General features: G+C 66.1%; 13 protein-coding genes. 1 reads left to right on the top strand and 12 read right to left on the bottom strand.

The window, feature by feature from the left end; all coding sequences use genetic code 11:
* The first annotated feature begins 163 nt into the window (after positions 1–163).
* The gene (locus ACQY4T_RS24205; protein WP_428535878.1) at positions 164–1,645 is read left to right on the top strand and encodes an MFS transporter; all 1,482 of its coding nucleotides are present in this window, start codon (positions 164–166) and stop codon (positions 1,643–1,645) included.
* A gap of 131 nt (positions 1,646–1,776) precedes the next feature.
* On the opposite strand, the gene purS is transcribed toward ACQY4T_RS24205, so the two are convergent.
* The 12 genes from purS to ACQY4T_RS24265 all read right to left on the bottom strand — a co-directional run bounded on the left by purS (position 1,777) and on the right by ACQY4T_RS24265 (position 15,272).
* Complete coding sequence (gene purS / locus ACQY4T_RS24210) at positions 1,777–2,019, bottom strand: phosphoribosylformylglycinamidine synthase subunit PurS (protein WP_428535880.1); 243 nt, start codon at positions 2,017–2,019, stop codon at positions 1,777–1,779.
* The gene (gene purC / locus ACQY4T_RS24215) at positions 2,016–2,780 is read right to left on the bottom strand and encodes a phosphoribosylaminoimidazolesuccinocarboxamide synthase (protein WP_428535882.1); all 765 of its coding nucleotides are present in this window, start codon (positions 2,778–2,780) and stop codon (positions 2,016–2,018) included. The genes purS and purC overlap by 4 nt, the downstream gene beginning before the upstream one ends.
* 187 nt (positions 2,781–2,967) lie before the next feature.
* Positions 2,968–3,714, bottom strand: a complete 747-nt coding sequence (locus tag ACQY4T_RS24220) for an NRDE family protein (protein ID WP_428535884.1) — start codon at positions 3,712–3,714, stop codon at positions 2,968–2,970.
* 65 nt (positions 3,715–3,779) lie between these two features.
* Positions 3,780–4,745: a peptidase M14 gene (locus tag ACQY4T_RS24225; protein WP_428535886.1), complete on the bottom strand. Its 966-nt coding sequence runs from the start codon at positions 4,743–4,745 to the stop codon at positions 3,780–3,782.
* An 11-nt stretch (positions 4,746–4,756) separates the two neighbouring features.
* Positions 4,757–5,941, bottom strand: coding sequence for an acetylornithine deacetylase (argE, locus tag ACQY4T_RS24230; RefSeq protein ID WP_428535888.1), 1,185 nt, complete (start codon positions 5,939–5,941; stop codon positions 4,757–4,759).
* 103 nt (positions 5,942–6,044) lie between these two features.
* Entirely contained in the window at positions 6,045–9,536 is a 3,492-nt protein-coding gene (gene metH / locus ACQY4T_RS24235; protein WP_428535890.1) for a methionine synthase, read from the bottom strand.
* An 11-nt stretch (positions 9,537–9,547) separates the two neighbouring features.
* On the bottom strand, positions 9,548–10,507 hold the full coding sequence (locus tag ACQY4T_RS24240) for a metalloregulator ArsR/SmtB family transcription factor (protein ID WP_428535892.1): 960 nt from the start codon (positions 10,505–10,507) through the stop codon (positions 9,548–9,550).
* Positions 10,508–10,615: 108 nt separating this feature from the next.
* Positions 10,616–11,050 carry an acyl-CoA thioesterase gene (locus ACQY4T_RS24245; RefSeq protein WP_428535894.1) on the bottom strand — a complete coding sequence of 145 codons (435 nt, stop codon included), beginning with the start codon at positions 11,048–11,050 and terminating at the stop codon, positions 10,616–10,618.
* A gap of 152 nt (positions 11,051–11,202) precedes the next feature.
* Positions 11,203–13,605, bottom strand: coding sequence for a putative bifunctional diguanylate cyclase/phosphodiesterase (locus ACQY4T_RS24250; RefSeq protein WP_428535896.1), 2,403 nt, complete (start codon positions 13,603–13,605; stop codon positions 11,203–11,205).
* A gap of 29 nt (positions 13,606–13,634) precedes the next feature.
* Complete coding sequence (locus tag ACQY4T_RS24255) at positions 13,635–13,958, bottom strand: hypothetical protein (protein WP_428535898.1); 324 nt, start codon at positions 13,956–13,958, stop codon at positions 13,635–13,637.
* Between the two features lie 14 nt (positions 13,959–13,972).
* Complete coding sequence (locus ACQY4T_RS24260; RefSeq protein WP_428535900.1) at positions 13,973–14,398, bottom strand: group I truncated hemoglobin; 426 nt, start codon at positions 14,396–14,398, stop codon at positions 13,973–13,975.
* Between the two features lies 1 nt (position 14,399).
* A complete protein-coding gene (locus ACQY4T_RS24265; RefSeq protein WP_428535902.1) occupies positions 14,400–15,272 on the bottom strand; it encodes a DUF3034 family protein in 873 nt (290 codons plus the stop codon).
* Positions 15,273–15,564 lie beyond the last annotated feature (292 nt).

The following is a 15,564-nucleotide window of genomic DNA, read 5'->3' on the forward strand; positions in this document are numbered from 1 at the left end:
AAAGAATATAGGTAGGTGGACCGCCGGAGCCATCGTCCAGCGTCTAGGGAAAGCGAGCCATTTACCCAGGGCGCCCCCCATTGCGGAACTTCAGAGACTGGATTGCTTATGACACTGGATCGGCTTTCGACCCCAAGAAAATAGGCTGTTGACGCAGGTGACCATGGACCAGCTTCCAGACGCGGACCGGCCTCCCAGCGCCGATCGCCCGACCTCCTCCATCAGACCGGAGGTCACGGCGGCATCGATGACGCGCGAGGGTGAGCGTCCTTCCGCCACACCGAATCAGGTATTGGCCATCGTGTGCATCGGGATCGTGCTCGCCAACCTCGATCTGTTCATCGTCAATGTCGGCCTGCCCGCCATCGCTACGGATTTCAACAATGCCAAGCTTGAAGATCTGTCCTGGATCTTGAACGGCTACGCGATTGCCTATGCTGCGTTGCTGGTGTTCTTCGGGCGCTTGGCCGAACGTTACCGTCGTGACCGAAGCTTCCTGCTCGGCATCGCGCTGTTCACAGCCGCGTCGGCGGCCTGTTCCGCCGCCACCGGCGTCGCGATGCTGGTCGCATTCCGCTTGCTTCAGGCCGCGGGCGCCGCGCTCATGACGCCGACTTCGATCGGCTTGCTGCTCGCCTCTTTCCCACCCGAACGCCGCGGCAGCGCGGTGCGGACCTGGGCGGCCATCGGTGGTTTGGCCGCGGCCCTCGGCCCTGTCGTCGGCGGCGTGCTGGTCATGGCGAGTTGGCGCTGGATTTTTCTCGTCAACCTTCCGATCGGGCTGTTCGCCCTTTTGATCGGCTGGTGGAAGCTCCCGCAAGTGCCGGGTCATGACGTGCCACGCCCGAATGCGTGGGCCGCGCTGCTGGTCACCGCCGGGGTCGGCGGCCTGATCTTCGCGATCGTGAAAGTGAATGACTGGGGTTGGAATTCGCCTGGCATTGGCCTGAGCTTCGCCGCCTCGATTGCCTGCCTCGTCTTGTTCGTGCGGCAATGCCTCGGGTCCCGCAACCCATTCATCGAGCCCGCACTATTCAAGGTCCGTCAGTTCACCGGCGCCGCACTGGTGATGGGACCCTATTCAATCGCCTTTGGCGCCATGCTGTTTTCCGCCGCGGTCTGGGAACAAACCGCCTGGGGCTGGTCGGCGTTGAAAACCGGCCTGGCGATCGCGCCCGGGCCGCTCCTGGTTCCGATCACCTCACTCTTGCTTGCCGGGCGGCTGATCGCGCGCTTCGGTGTCGCCACGGTCATCACCGCCGGCATCGCATTCTTCGTGGCAGGGCTTGTGTTCTGGGCCACCTTCATCGGACCGCAGCCAAACGCCGCCCTGGTGGTGCTGGGCATGGTTCTCACCGGCATTGGCGTCGGCCTCGCCTTTCCCACCTTGATGGGCGTAAGCGCATCGTCGCTGCCGCCATCGTCGTTCGCGACCGGCTCCGGAGTGATCAACATGATCCGCCAGGCGGCCATCGCGGTCGGCGTGGCGATATTCGTCGCCGTGGTGGCTTCGCCCACCTCACCGGCGGCGCGCGTCAGCGCCTTCCATCGCGGCTGGTGGGTCATGGCGGCAATCACAGCGGTTGGATTGATCCCCACATTCTGCCTTATCCGGCCAATCCGGCCGCCACGGAACGTCGCGTGAACTCGCCCCTCTGATCGAGCGCCGCCTCGTGGCACTCAAGCGGGCCGCGACCTGTCGTTCCTGGTGCGGCCTTGAGCTGGTAATGCACCAGGGCGGCCAAGGATGAGCGCTTGCCTCAGATCCGACCGTTCCTACTCCCCAACCTCCACCCGGAACCCCTCGATAACCCCATTCGCCAGCAACCGCCGCGCCATCTCCTCCGCCGCCGCCCGCGCCTTCTCCGGGTCGCTCTCCGCCAGCGTCAGCTCGATCACCTTGCCGGCCCGCACATCCTCCACCCCGGCAAACCCCAGCGCCCCCAACGCCTGGGCGATCGCCTTGCCCTGAGGGTCCAGCACGCCAGGCTTCAGCATCACCGTCACCACCGCCTTCACTGCATCAGCTCCGGCCCCTTCAGGTCGCGCATCCCCGCCTCCGGCAGGATGCCCAGCCGCCGAGCCACCTCCTGGTAGCCCTCCTCGACATTGCCAAGGTCACGGCGGAACCGGTCCTTGTCCATTTTCTCGTTGGTCTTGCTGTCCCACAGCCGACAGTTATCCGGACTGATCTCGTCGGCCAGGATGATCCGCATCTCGTCGTTTTCCCACAACCGGCCGAATTCCAGCTTGAAATCGACCAGGCTGATGCCGACCCCCAGCAACAGGCCCGACAGGAAGTCGTTGATCCGCAACGTCAGCGCGACGATATCGTCCAGGTCGGCGGTATTGGCCCAGCCGAAGCAGGTGATGTGCTCCTCCGACACCATCGGATCGTTCAGCGCGTCATTCTTGTAGTAGTATTCGATGATCGAGCGCGGCAGCCGCGTGCCCTCGGCGATCCCCAGGCGAACCGCCAGGCTGCCGGCGGCGACGTTGCGCACCACCACCTCCAGCGGAATGATCTCCACCTCGCGGATCAGTTGTTCGCGCATGTTGAGCCGCCGGACGAAGTGCGTCGGCACCCCGATATCATGCAGCCGCATCATCAGATACTCGCTGATGCGGTTGTTCAGCACACCCTTGCCGGTGATGATCCCCTTCTTGGCGCCGTTGCCGGCGGTGGCATCGTCCTTGAAATACTGCACCAAGGTGCCCGGCTCAGGTCCCTCGAACAGGATCTTGGCTTTGCCCTCATACAACTGTCGGCGGCGGGCCATCGCGTGGTTCCTTAGGTGGTCACCGCATCCTGTGCCGGAGCGGCTAGAAAGGTGATAGCGGTGTCGCGTTTATCAGCGGTCGACGCGGCAGGGTCCCGAGCTCCGCGCCGCCGCGGCAAATCGACGGCATGCGGGTATAGCAGCGCTGTCCCCGCCACAAAAGGCCGACCAACCGGCCGGCCGGCCACTACCGCAGGTTGACCGGCAAAAATGCCGCCCGATCCGGCGCCCCGGCAGCGAACAGCCACCACCGCCCGCCGTCGGCAGACAGCGTCACGACCGAGGAGCTGACCGTGCCGAATCCACCGCGTGGCACAACGTTGATCTGCTCCGCCGGGCCGCCCCGCTGGTCCGACAGGATGCCACGCCAGGCGTCCCAACTGGCTTCAGCCGCCTGGAACCGAGGCAGATGTCGGGCGGTACGCGGGCTGTCCAGGTCGTTCGGATCATACGCCGTCACCATCGACACCCCCACCGGCAGCGCCGCGCCAAGCGGCCTGCCACGGCCGGAGCCGCTGACAAACCACCCCCCCGCGCGGTCCACCAGCACCATGTTGAAGCCTCGCCACAGGCCCGCGTCCAGCCTGGTCAGCGCCTCCGCCGCCGCCGCCGCGGTCGTATGCTCCAGCGCCAGCAGCGGCAGTTCCCCGCGGCTTCGCTTACCCACCGCCGGTCCCAGCGTGCCAGGCCGGTTCAGCACCGTCGCCACCACGCCGTGGCGGTTGATCGCCATCCAGGTGCCCCCGCCCGAGCGGTCGCGGCCGCCGATCACTCCCGGACGATCCGGCCACCAGGCGGCCGGCGGGTCCCAGACCCGATCGATCCGTTCGTCACGATTGGCAGCCAGCATCACCCGGTCCGGACCGACGAAGACAACGACAGTACACACCGCGCCAACATGGCGTGCCCATGCGGCAAAGGCCAGAGCCGCCATATGCCAGAGCCGCCATATGCTAAAGCCGCCAAATGCCAAGGCGGCAAACGCCAGAGCAACCCGTCCTACTCGAACCGCCCCAAGCGCACCGCCGTATGCCCCCGGCTCGGGCGCAGGCTGGGCATCACCAACAAACAGTCGTCGTGTGGCGTCCTGATCTCGGTCTCGCCGTCCATCGCGATCAGCGTGTCACGCTGAGCGATGATATCGCCGCCGTGGTAGGTCTGCACGAAACAGAAATTCGACGTCGTCGCGGTCACCGCGATGGTCACCCTGGCCACCCGAGTCGGCGTCGGACCCGGCGCCGGCGGCAACGGCGCGTCCGGAGCAACCACATCGAGGTGACGCAGCAAGCCGGCTACGCTCGCGAGCAGCGTATCGACGGTGGGCTGCTCCCAGTGCTGCCCAGCCTCCACCAGGCAACTGGCAAACGGCGTCGCCGGGTCGGCGAACCTGGGATAGTCGATCAGCCGCCGCCCGTTGACGTGACCATGATCGGCCACCACCAGGGTCGGCGTGCCGATCGCCGTCGCCAGCGCCCGTCCCTTTGCCGGAACCCCGCTCAGGATCAGCGCCTCGGACGGCCACAGCATCGAATGCAGGTCCAGGGCCACATCGACGGTATCGATAAACCCACGGATCTGCCGCGCCCGGTCAAGCTCGATGGAATGCCGCGGTCCGTCCAGGATCGCCCGGTCCCAGACCCGGTTCATGTCCTCATCGACGAAGCGCGACGCGGTCGGTCGGGACCGGTCGAAGCGGCCGAACGCCTCCAGGTTCAGGAAGCCGAACGACAACCTGCCGCGGGTCGGCACCAGCCCAGCCCGCAACAGCTGGTCCAGCGCGATGGCCCCGGCCAGCTCGTTGCCGTGCATCAGGCACAGCAATGCCACGTGCGGCCCAGACGCTGCCGAATCCACCGAGGTGATGCCGCTGATGCCGACGTTCCCGGCCATCCATGCGGAAATATCCGGCGGGCAGATGCCGACCTTGAACTCTGGAAGCGCCGCCGGGGAGGTAAACGGACCCATCGCCTGTCGGATCAGACCAGCAGCCGCTCGACAAGCCGGCGGATGAAGCGGTCACACGCCGCCAGTTCCGACTCGGCCACCCATTCGTCGGCCTGGTGCGCCTGGGCGATATCACCCGGCCCGCAGATGATGGTCGGGATGCCGGCCTGCTCGAAGAACCCGCCCTCGGTGCCGTAGGCCACCTTGCCGGCGCTGTTGCTGCCGGTGACCTGCTTCACCACGTCGGCCAGCGCGTGGTCCGGCGGCAATTCCATGCCAGGCATTTCCAGCGCGATCTCGCATTGGAAACCGCAGGCGGCATCCACCGCCTGCATCGCCGGCTCGACCGTCTCACGGATCCAGCCTTGCATCCGCTCCAGATGACGATGCGGCGAATCGCCCGGAATGAAGCGCCATTCCATCGTAAAGGCGGCATGCTGAGGTATCATGTTGAGGATCGTGCCGCCCGCCATCGTGCCGGCATGGATGGTGGTGTGCGGCGGATCGAAGCCGTCCGCGAACGGGCCCTCGGCGGCCAGCCGGCGCGCTTCGCGGGCCACCCAGGCGATCGCCTCGCCGGCCGCCTGCACCGCGTTGACGCCCTTCGATGGTTCGCAGGAATGACCGCCCTTGCCCCGCACAGTGACGTCGAGATTGAGCTTTCCCTTATGCGCCAGGATCGGCTTCATGCCGGACGGCTCGCCGACCACACAAACGTCCGGACGCAGCCCCGACTCGCCGAGGTCCTGGATCAGCCGCCTGGCGCCCCAGCAGCCGATTTCCTCGTCGTAGCTGATGAACAGATGCAGCGGCCGAACCAGCTTCATCGCCTGCAAATCCGGCACCGCCGCCAGGCAGGCAGCGACAAAGCCCTTCATGTCGCAACTGCCGCGGCCGAACAGCTTGCCATCACGGCGTCGCAGCGCGAACGGATCGCCGGTCCAGGATTGGCCATCGACTGGCACCGTATCGACATGGCCGCTGAGCGCAAGTCCACCAGCCGCCCGCGGCCCGATGATGGCGTGCAGGTTGGCCTTCTCACCCAAGGCATCGCCGCTGACCCGATAGCTCACCCCCAGCCGGTCCAGGTAGTCGCGGATGAAGCCGATCAGCGCCAGGTTGGAGTTCCGGCTGGTGGTGTCGAACGACACCAGCGAGGCCAGCAATTCGGTCGTGGTCATCCGGCTCGCCGCCGGCTGGGTGATCTCCATCGCCATACTGTATACCGGTCCGCGCCGGCGGCAACCGAGGCACCGGGACTCGCGTCGATCCGCTCGCCAACCGGCAACACGCGCGGCACCAACGCCAAGGCGGAAATCGCTAGACCGAGAAATACTTCGCTCGCTCGTTGAGCACCACCACCGCGCTGGTGGATTGCTCAGGATGCAACTGGAACTCGTCCGACAGCGAGATACCGATCCGCTCCGCTCCCAGCATGCCAAGAATCGGTTGCTGATCCTCCAGCCGAGGACAGGCCGGATAGCCGAACGAATAGCGGCTGCCGCGATATCCTTGCGCCAGCATCTTCTCCATGTCGCGATCGTCCTCGGCGGCAAACCCCAATTCGGCGCGGATCCGCTTGTGCACGTATTCCGCCATCGCCTCGGCCATCTCCACCGAGAGGCCGTGCAGATACAGGTAGTCCTGGTAACGGTTGTCCTCGAACCACACCCGCGCGGTGTCAGAGGCTTTCTGCCCCACCGTCACCACCTGCAAGGCGATGACGTCGCGCTCCGCCTCATCGACATCGCGGAAGAAGTCGGCGATGCACTCGCCATCCTCCTTCGGTTGCCGCGGCAGCGAAAACCGCGCCAGCTCTGTGGCACCATCCGGCTCGAAGATGATCAGGTCGTTGCCCTGGCCGGCCGCCTTCCAGTAACCGTACGCCGCTTGCGGCTTCAGGATGTCCTGCTCCTCGCACAAGCCCAGCATGCGCCGCATCACCGGGCGCAGTTCCTGCTTCGCCCAGCCGAGGAAATCCTCCAAGGTGCGGCCCTGCTTGCGAAATCCCCACTGGAATTGATACAGGCTGCGTTCGTTGACAAACGGCACGATCGCCTTGGGCGCCGACTCGACCACCCGCGCCCCCCAGAATGGCGGCTCGACCACCGGCGTATCCTGGGTCAGACGCCGCCGCCGCTCGCGCACCACCGCGACATCCACCGGGCGGAACGCCTTGGCATCCGCCTGCCCCAGCGTGCGCGCGGTGTTGCGGGATTTGCCCACCCGCTTGGACTGGATCACCGCCAGATAATCGTCGAACGCGTTGCCGGTCACCTTGTCCATCAGGTGCAGCCCGTCGAACGCATCGCGCGCATAGGCTACCCGGCCCGAGGCATAGGCCGCGACGCAGGCGTCCTCGACATAGTTGCGGGTCAGCGCGGCACCCCCCAGCAGCACCGGGATCTCCACCCCCTGGCGGGTCATTTCCTCCAGGTTCTCGCGCATCACCACGGTGGATTTCACCAGCAGCCCGGACATCCCGATGGCGTGCGCGCGGTTGTCCTGCACCGCCTGCAGCATCTCGGTCAGCGGCACCTTGATGCCCAGGTTGACCACCCGGTAGCCGTTGTTGGTCAGGATGATGTCGACCAGGTTCTTGCCGATGTCGTGCACATCGCCCTTCACCGTGGCCAGCACGATGGTGCCCTTCTCCTGGCCCTCCACCCGTTCCATCATCGGTTCCAGGTAGGCGACGGCGGCCTTCATCGTCTCCGCGCTCTGCAGCACGAACGGCAACTGCATCTTGCCGGCGCCGAACAGGTCGCCCACCACCTTCATGCCATCCAGCAGCACATTGTTGATGATGTCGAGCGGCGGCAGCGTCAGCAAAGCCTCGTCCAGGTCGGTGGTCAGGCCCTTGCGGTCGCCGTCGACGATGCGGTCCTTCAGCCGCTCCTCGGGGGTCTCGGCGCGTTGTTTCTTGACCGCATCGGCGGCCTTGCGGCCGGCGAACAGTTCCAGCAGTTTCTGCAACGGGTCGTAGCCGTCGCGGCGGCGGTCGAAGATCAGATCCTCGGCGACCTGTCTTTCTTCCTCGGCGAGCAGGTGCAGCGGGCGGATCTTCGACACATGGATGATCGCCCCGCTCATCCCGGCGCGCCGGGCATGGTCCAGGAACACGCTGTTCAGCACCGCGCGCGCCGCCGGATTGAGCCCGAAGCTGACATTCGACAGACCTAGGATGATCTGGATGTCGGGGAATTTCTCCCGGATCGCGGCGATGCCCTCCAGCGTCCATTGCGCCAGCTTGCGGTCGTCCTCGTTGCCGGTGGCGATGGTGAAGGTCAGCGGGTCGATCAGCAGGTCGGATTGCGCCAGCCCATGCCGGGTGCAGGCAAAATCGACCAGCCGCGTGGCGATGCGCAGCTTGTCCTCCGGCGTCTTCGCCATGCCGACCTCGTCGATGGTCAGCGCGATCACCGCGGCGCCGAACCGCTTGGCCAGGACCAACCGGTCGGTGGCATGTTTCTCGCCATCCTCGAAGTTGATCGAGTTGATGATCGGCTTGCCGCCATGCAGTTTCAGCGCCGCCTCGAGCACCGGGGTCTCGGTGCTGTCGATCACCAGCGGACTGTTCACCGACGCGGTGAAGCGGCGGATCACTTCGGTCATCTCGGCGTTCTCGTCGCGGCCCACGAAAGCGGTGCAGATATCCAGCGCGTGCGACCCTTCGGCGACCTGCTCGCGGCCCACGGCGACGCAGCCGTCCCAATCGAACACCTCCTGCAATTCGCGCCACTTCTTCGAGCCGTTGGCATTGCAGCGCTCGCCGATCGCGAAGATGGCGTTCTCCTGCCGCAACGGCACCGCCTGGTACAGGCTGGCGACGCCGGGCACCCAGATCGGCTTGCGCGCCACCGGGGCCGGCCGCACCGATCCGCCGGCGCGTTTGCGCAGCATCGCATCCAGCGCCGCGGTATGCTCGATCGAGGTGCCGCAACAGCCGCCGATCAGGTTGATCCCGTCCTGAACGATGAAACGCTCCAGCCACGATGCCAGGTCGGCGGCGTTCAGCGGGTAATGGGTGTGCCCATCGACCAGTTCCGGCAGCCCGGCATTCGGCTGCACCGAGAGCAGTCCGGGCCAGTTCTGCGCCAGCCAGCCGACATGTTCGGCCATCTCCTGCGGGCCGGTAGCGCAGTTCAGCCCGATCAGCGGCACGTCGAGCGCGCCCACCACGGTAGCGGCGGCGGCAATGTCGGGGCCCACCAGCAGCGTGCCGGTGGTCTCCACCGTCACCTGCACGAAGATCGGCGTGTCGGTGCCGGCATCGCGGCGGGCGATCTTGGCGCCGTTGACCGCGGCCTTGATCTGCAGCGTGTCCTGGCAGGTCTCGATCAGGATCGCATCGACCCCGCCGGCGACCAGGCCGCGGCTCTGTCCCGCAAGCGCCGCCTCCAGCGCATCATACCCAATATTCCCCAGGCTCGGCAGCTTGGTGCCGGGCCCGACGCTGCCCACAACCCAGCGGTCGCGGCCGTCGGCGAAACTGTCCGCCGCCTCGCGCGCCAGTTCACCGGCGCGACGGTTGATCTCGAAGGCGCGATCGGCCAGGTCGAACTCGCCCAGGGTAACCGGCGAGGCGCCAAAAGTGTTGGTCTCCACCATGTCGGCGCCGGCGGCGAAGTAGCCCTTGTGGATCTCACGCACCATGTCCGGGCGCGACAGCACCAGCACATCGGTGCAGTTCTCGCGGCCCCAATAGTCGCGCTCGACGTCCAGGGTCAGCGCCTGCACCCGGCTGCCCATGCCGCCGTCACACAGCAGCACGCGGTCGCGCAGGGCATCGAGCAAATGGGGACGGGTCATGCGGGCTGCTTTCAGAGGGCGAGTTCGCGCGCCTTGACGCCGGCGGCGTCAATCATGCGCAGGGCCGGCCAGATGCGGATCGGCAATGGCCCGGCAATGCTGATCGGGTCGCGCCATTCCACGCCGGCGGCGGTGAATATCCCGGCCATCGCCGGATCGGAAAAACCCGCCCAGCGGTGCGCCAGCTTGGCGGTCAGTTCGGTCCGGTCGTGCTCCGCCAGGTCGATCACCAGCAACCGTCCGTTCGGGGCCAGCACGCGGGCGGCTTCGCGCACCACGCCCGGCGGGTCCTCGGCGTGATGCAGCACCATCTGCAGCACCACGCAGTCGAACGACCGATCCGCCAGCGGCAGCCGGTACATGTCCGCCAGGCGCACCGCGCAATGCGCCAGCCCCGCGCCCGACAGCCGCGCTCGGGCCAGCGCCAGCATCGCCTTGGAGGCATCGACGCCAAGCGCCTGACGGACCCGATGCGCCAGCAGTTCCAACACCCGGCCGGTTCCGGTGCCGATATCCAGCAGGCGTTCCGCCGCTCCGGCCGGGATCAGCCCAAGCAGCGCGTCCTCAACCGCCAGCGCCGGCAGGCCCAGGGCGCGCATCTCGTCCCAGTCGGCGCCCTTCTGGCGGAAACTCTCCGACGCGATGCGAGCGCGTTCGGCCAGCACACGGGCCGCCTGCCGGCGATCAGCCTCCAGCACAGGATCGTCGGCCGGCAGCCGGGCAACCAGTTCACGCGCCAGCGCGCCATCGTCCCCGGTCGGCAGCGCGAACCAGACGTTGGCGCCCTCACGCCCCCGGTCGAGCAGGCCACAGTCGCACAACAGCTTCAGATGACGCGACAGCCGAGGCTGCGACTGACCGAGGATTTCGGTGAACTCCATGACGCAGAACGCACCCCGAGCCGCCAGCGCCAGCAGGCGCAAACGGGTCGGTTCAGCGGCGGCGCGCAGGCTTGCGAGAAGATGCTCCATGGCAAGCCGACTGATGACATAAACATATCCTTATGTCGAGTAGGTGTTTTCCCAGGCGCCTGCCAAACAGCCGCACAGGCCGCCGCAAGCCCGGCAGCCCGCGCACCCTTACGCCTCGATCCGAGTCAGTTTCACCCGCGCCTCCTGCGGAATCGGCACCGGTCGCTGCACCCCCCGCTCCACGAACACATGAACAAAATGACCCTCTGCCGCGGCAATGTCGTCATCATTGCGAAAAATGCCGATTTCGTACCGCACCGAGCTGCGCCCGATCGCCGCCACCCGAATGCCGACATTGACCCGATCCGGAAACGCCAAAGACGCGTGATAGCGGCACGCCACCTCCGCCACCACGCAATGCACCGGCCCGTCCAGCAGGCCAACCACCTGCTCTGTCATCTCGTAATAGGTGACCGCCGTGTCGAAGAACGAGAAGTAGTTCACGTTGTTCACGTGCTGGAACACGTCGTTGTCCATCCACCGCGTGGTGATGGCATGGAACCAGCGGTAATCGGCGCGCTTTCCCGGCGGCTGACGGCTCATGCTGTGCGGCGTCCTGTATCGTTGGCGACGCCCTGCATTACCCGCCGCTCGGTCATAGGACAACGCCGGCCGCAGGCGCTCCACGGCGCGCGCTCAGCCTGTTGCCGCTCTGCCCAAGCAAGCGCCGCGCCGGTCGGGTCAGGCCGACGCTTTCATTCCGCCGCGACCGAGGCTTCGTCTTGGCTCTGGCGGTCATGCCCGATCGCTGGCAGCGTGGCGTTGCCATGCAACCGCAGCATGTCCGCGACCTGGTCCGCCGGTTTCGGCTTGCTGAAGAAATAACCCTGAATTTCCCCACACCCCTCGGAACGCAGCGCTTCCAGTTGTGCCTCGGTCTCGACGCCCTCGGCGTTGACCGACATGTGCAATGATCTGCCCAGGCCGATCACCGCCCGCACGATGGTGCGGCAATCCTCTTGTTCGGCGATGCCCTTGACGAACGACTGGTCGATCTTGATCTTGTCGAACGGGAAGCGTCGGAGGTAGCTCAGCGAGGAATAGCCGGTGCCGAAATCGTCCATCGCGATGCGGATGCCCATCTCGCGCAGCGCGTGCAGCGTCTTCAGCACGCCGTCGGCATCCTGGATCAGCACCGATTCGGTAATTTCCAGCTCCAGGCGGCTGGGCGCCAAGCCGGTTTCCCGCAACGCTTGGGCCACGTCATCGACCAGGGATCGACCCTGGAACTGCAGCGGCGACAGATTGACCGCGACCTTCAGCGTGCCGGGCCAGGTCACTGCATCGGCGCAGGCCTGCCGCAGCACCCATGCCCCCATCTGGCCGATCAAGCCGGTTTCCTCGGCGATCGGTATGAAGTCGGCGGGGCTGACCATGCCGCGCTGCGGGTGGCGCCAGCGCAGCAGCGCCTCGAACCCGGCGATGCCGCCGGCCTGCACCAGCGGTTGGTAGAAGACCTCGAAGTGCTTGTCGCTCAGCGCCTGGCGCAGGTCGAGTTCCAGCGCCCGCTTGATCTGCACGGCATCGTCCATCTCTCGTTCGAAGAAGCGGAACGTGCCACGACCGTCGTTCTTTGCCCGATACATCGCCAGGTCGGCCCGCTTCAGCAACGCCTCGCCGGCTTCCAGGCCATCCATCGACAGCGCGATGCCAATGCTGACGCCGATCACCACCTCGCGGCCTTCGATCAGGAACGCCCTGCCCATGAGGTCCACCAGCCGCTTGGCCAGCGCGGTCGCATCGGTCGGCTGGGTAGACTTTTCCTGCACGATGACGAATTCGTCGCCGCCAAGACGAACCACCAGATCGGTTTCGCGGGTGCATTCGCGCAGCCGTTTGGTTACCAGACGCAACAGCTCGTCGCCGGCGGCGTGGCCCAGGGTATCGTTCACGATCTTAAATCGATCCAGGTCCAGGCAAAGCATCGCGATGCCGTCGCCGCGCCGCGCCCGAGCCAGGCTGCCGGCCAGGTGCTCGGTGAACAGCAGGCGGTTGGGCAGGCCGGTCAGGCCGTCGTGACGGGCCAGATGGGCCATCCGGCTCTCCGTCGCGCGGCGTTCCGAGATATCCTCGTAGGTCGCGACCCATCCGCCATCAGCCACGGCGTGTTGGGACACCGCGATCACCCGGCCGTCGGGCAGTTCGCAGGTCAGCGCCGACAGCGAGGTGTCACGCGCGCTGCCCACCAGCAAGTCCAGGCCGGCGTCGTGCAGCATTGTTTCGACCAGCGCCTCGGCGCCGGGGATTCCGAACATCTCGGCGAAGCGCTTGTTGCTGATCACCAGGCGCCCGTCATTGCCGAACAGACAGAGCCCCTGGGTCATGTTATCGAGCGCCGCCTCTAGCCTGGCGTGCTGCCTGGCCAGTTCGCCGGCGTGGCTGGTGGCTTGTTGCTGCATAAGCGCGTGGATCCGGGCCAGCGCGTCAGCGATGCTGGACTGCATGATGGACAGCGCGCGCAGCAGTTCCGCGGTCTCGCCGCGGCCGGTGACCGGGATCACATTGTCGAGGTTGCCAGCGGCGATCGCCTGGGCGACCCGGACCGCCCTGCGGACCGGCGGGGCGATCAGCCTGTTGAGTAGAAAGGTGATGCTCAGCGCGCCCAGCACGGTCAGGCCGATGACTATCCAGGTGCGGCGGGCCTGTGCGGCAACCATCGCCTCGACGCCACGGCGGTAGCGGAAGCCGTCGCCGGCGAAGGTTTCGACGGCCTGTTCAAATTCCGCCTGCACCGCCGCCAGCGCTCGTTCGGTCGCCGCTTGGTCGGGCTGGTGCACGGCGGATGTGACCGCACCACCAAGCCGGTTCGCGGCGTCGCGGCCCTCGGGCGACATGGCGCGATCGCGCGCCACCGCCAAATCGTCGAGCACCGCCTCGACCGCGTCCGGCTGGACCACGCCGCGATGGGCCGAAGCCGCCAACGCGGCGAAGTCGACCTGCGCCGAGCGCAGGTAGCTGACGCCCATGAAGGCGTCGTCGTAAATCCGCAACGCCAGCGAACCGAGGTCGCGTTCCGCCTTCTGGGCGTAGGCACCCAGCCCCACCGCGAGCAGGGTCAGTGCCGCGCAGCCGAACAGTATCTTAGAGCGTATGGACACGTAGGTCCTGCGCGGCGGCGGTTCGGGGTTCAATGCACGTCTACCTGGAGCAGCATCTTGGGATGGATATGACAGCGGACCTGGAACAGGCCGGCCTGTGGAAACGCGATGTCCACGGCGGAGCCTGGCGCCTGTTCATCGGATTCGAATTTGACCGATGGCGATTCGACGTAGATCTGGTGGCGGAACTTGTCATCGTTGCTGAACCGGATGGTGTCGCCGCGGGCAATCTGCAGGCCGCCGACGCTGAAGGCCCGGTTCTGCTGCGACACGGTGACCATGCCGGCGGCGAGGGCTGCCACCGACAGCGCCGCCATGACGGCCGCGAGGACAGGTATCGAGCGGATGCGCACGGCGGTTCTCCTGGCTACTTGGTAACGACGTCGCGCTGCATCGGCGCCAGGCGTGCCATCAGCCGGTTCTGCGTCCAATAAGGAATGCCGATCTGGCGCATGGCGGTCTGCACGTCCTCGGCCACCGCGTTGAATTTGGCCTGGGTCAGATCGAGGCCAGCATGGGCCTCGGCCATCGAGTGACCGTGATAGACACAGGGTCCGCCAGTGATTTGGCAGAACTGCTCGGCCAGCCGTTGGCGCAGCCGATCGAGATTGATGTTGTCGAAATCGGTCTTCACCCTGTTGTCGGCAACAAACAAGCCGACCGACCGGTCGGCGATCCGGGCGACACCGGCCTGGCCGCCGAGATCCTTGAACAGGCTGTCCTGAGCCAGTGCCGATGCGGCGAGGGTTGCAGCGAACAGCACGCCAAATCCGGCGGATTTTGTCAGCAGCATTTTAGAATCCTCCTACCAGGGAAACATAGACGCCGTTCTGATTGCCCTGATTGGCGATCGGACCCAGCGCGGTGAAGGCCACCGTTGCCGACAGGTTCTTATTGATGAAATAGGCGGCGAAGATATCGTAGGCGGTTCCTTCATGGGCGAAGCCCAGGTTGTCGGGCTTGGTGCGGACCTCGGCGCCGATGGCGAAGTCATGCCGCAGCAGCAGCGCGGCAGACCCCTCGAACTGCGCGGAATAACCCTGGTCGCGGTCGCCACCGAAGCCCAGCAGGCCGAACTGGTTGGCCTTGGTGGCGCGCACCGTGGCATCGACCAGCACGCTTTGCGCCAGGAACAGTTTGGTAGCGGAAAGATAGAAGTCTTCGCCGTCGGCGCTGCGGGCGCCGATGGCGTGCAGCACCGATCCGTTGGAAGAGGTCTTGTACTGAATGCCGGCGGCGACCTGCGGGATCCAGCTATCCTGGTCATACACCGCGTCGCCGAACAGGCGGACCTTGGCGCCGATGACATCGAGCTGAAACTGGTATCCCGAACCAAGCCCGAGCTTCGCCCCGGTGGAGCCGGTTTCGAACCATTGATGCGTGTAGGAGAGTTCGACGCGATTGTACAGGCCGACCGCGGCACCGGCGCCATGCAGGGTGAAGCTGGGCAGTGCGTCGAATGTGTAGTGCGCCTCGGCACCGATCGCATCACGAGTGCCGTAGCCGGCGATCAGTGCCCAGGGCACCAGGCCGCCGCCGGCGGCGCCTTCGATCTGTGCCACGCCGGAGGTGGCCAGCAACCGGCCGCTTTCCTGTGCGTGAGCCAAACCCGGCAGTTCGATCGCCGCAATCAGGAACCAGGCCGCCCATCGGCGGGATAGCCGCATCCTCAACTCCCCCGGAGGTAGTTGCGCGGTGATCCGCGCCGGGGCGGACAATGTCGGGTATTTGTTAATAAATAGTTACGGGTGGGGTGGCTACTTTGGGGTAATTGCAGATGATACCAAGCCGGGGTGTCCGGTTTCCTGCCGTCACTAGGCGCGCGGGGCGCTTTCCGATAGTCAGGACTGTTGAACCGTCCTGCTGGAAGCTAAAGCTACGCGTGTCCGGCCATATGTCCCTACACCCGATTCCCCGATCTTCGGCGATCCGGCCGTCGGCCAAGCGGTAGATCGCGAC

Source organism: Rhodopila sp. (assembly GCF_965277825.1).
In the GTDB taxonomy this organism is placed as follows: Bacteria; Pseudomonadota; Alphaproteobacteria; order Acetobacterales; family Acetobacteraceae; genus Rhodopila.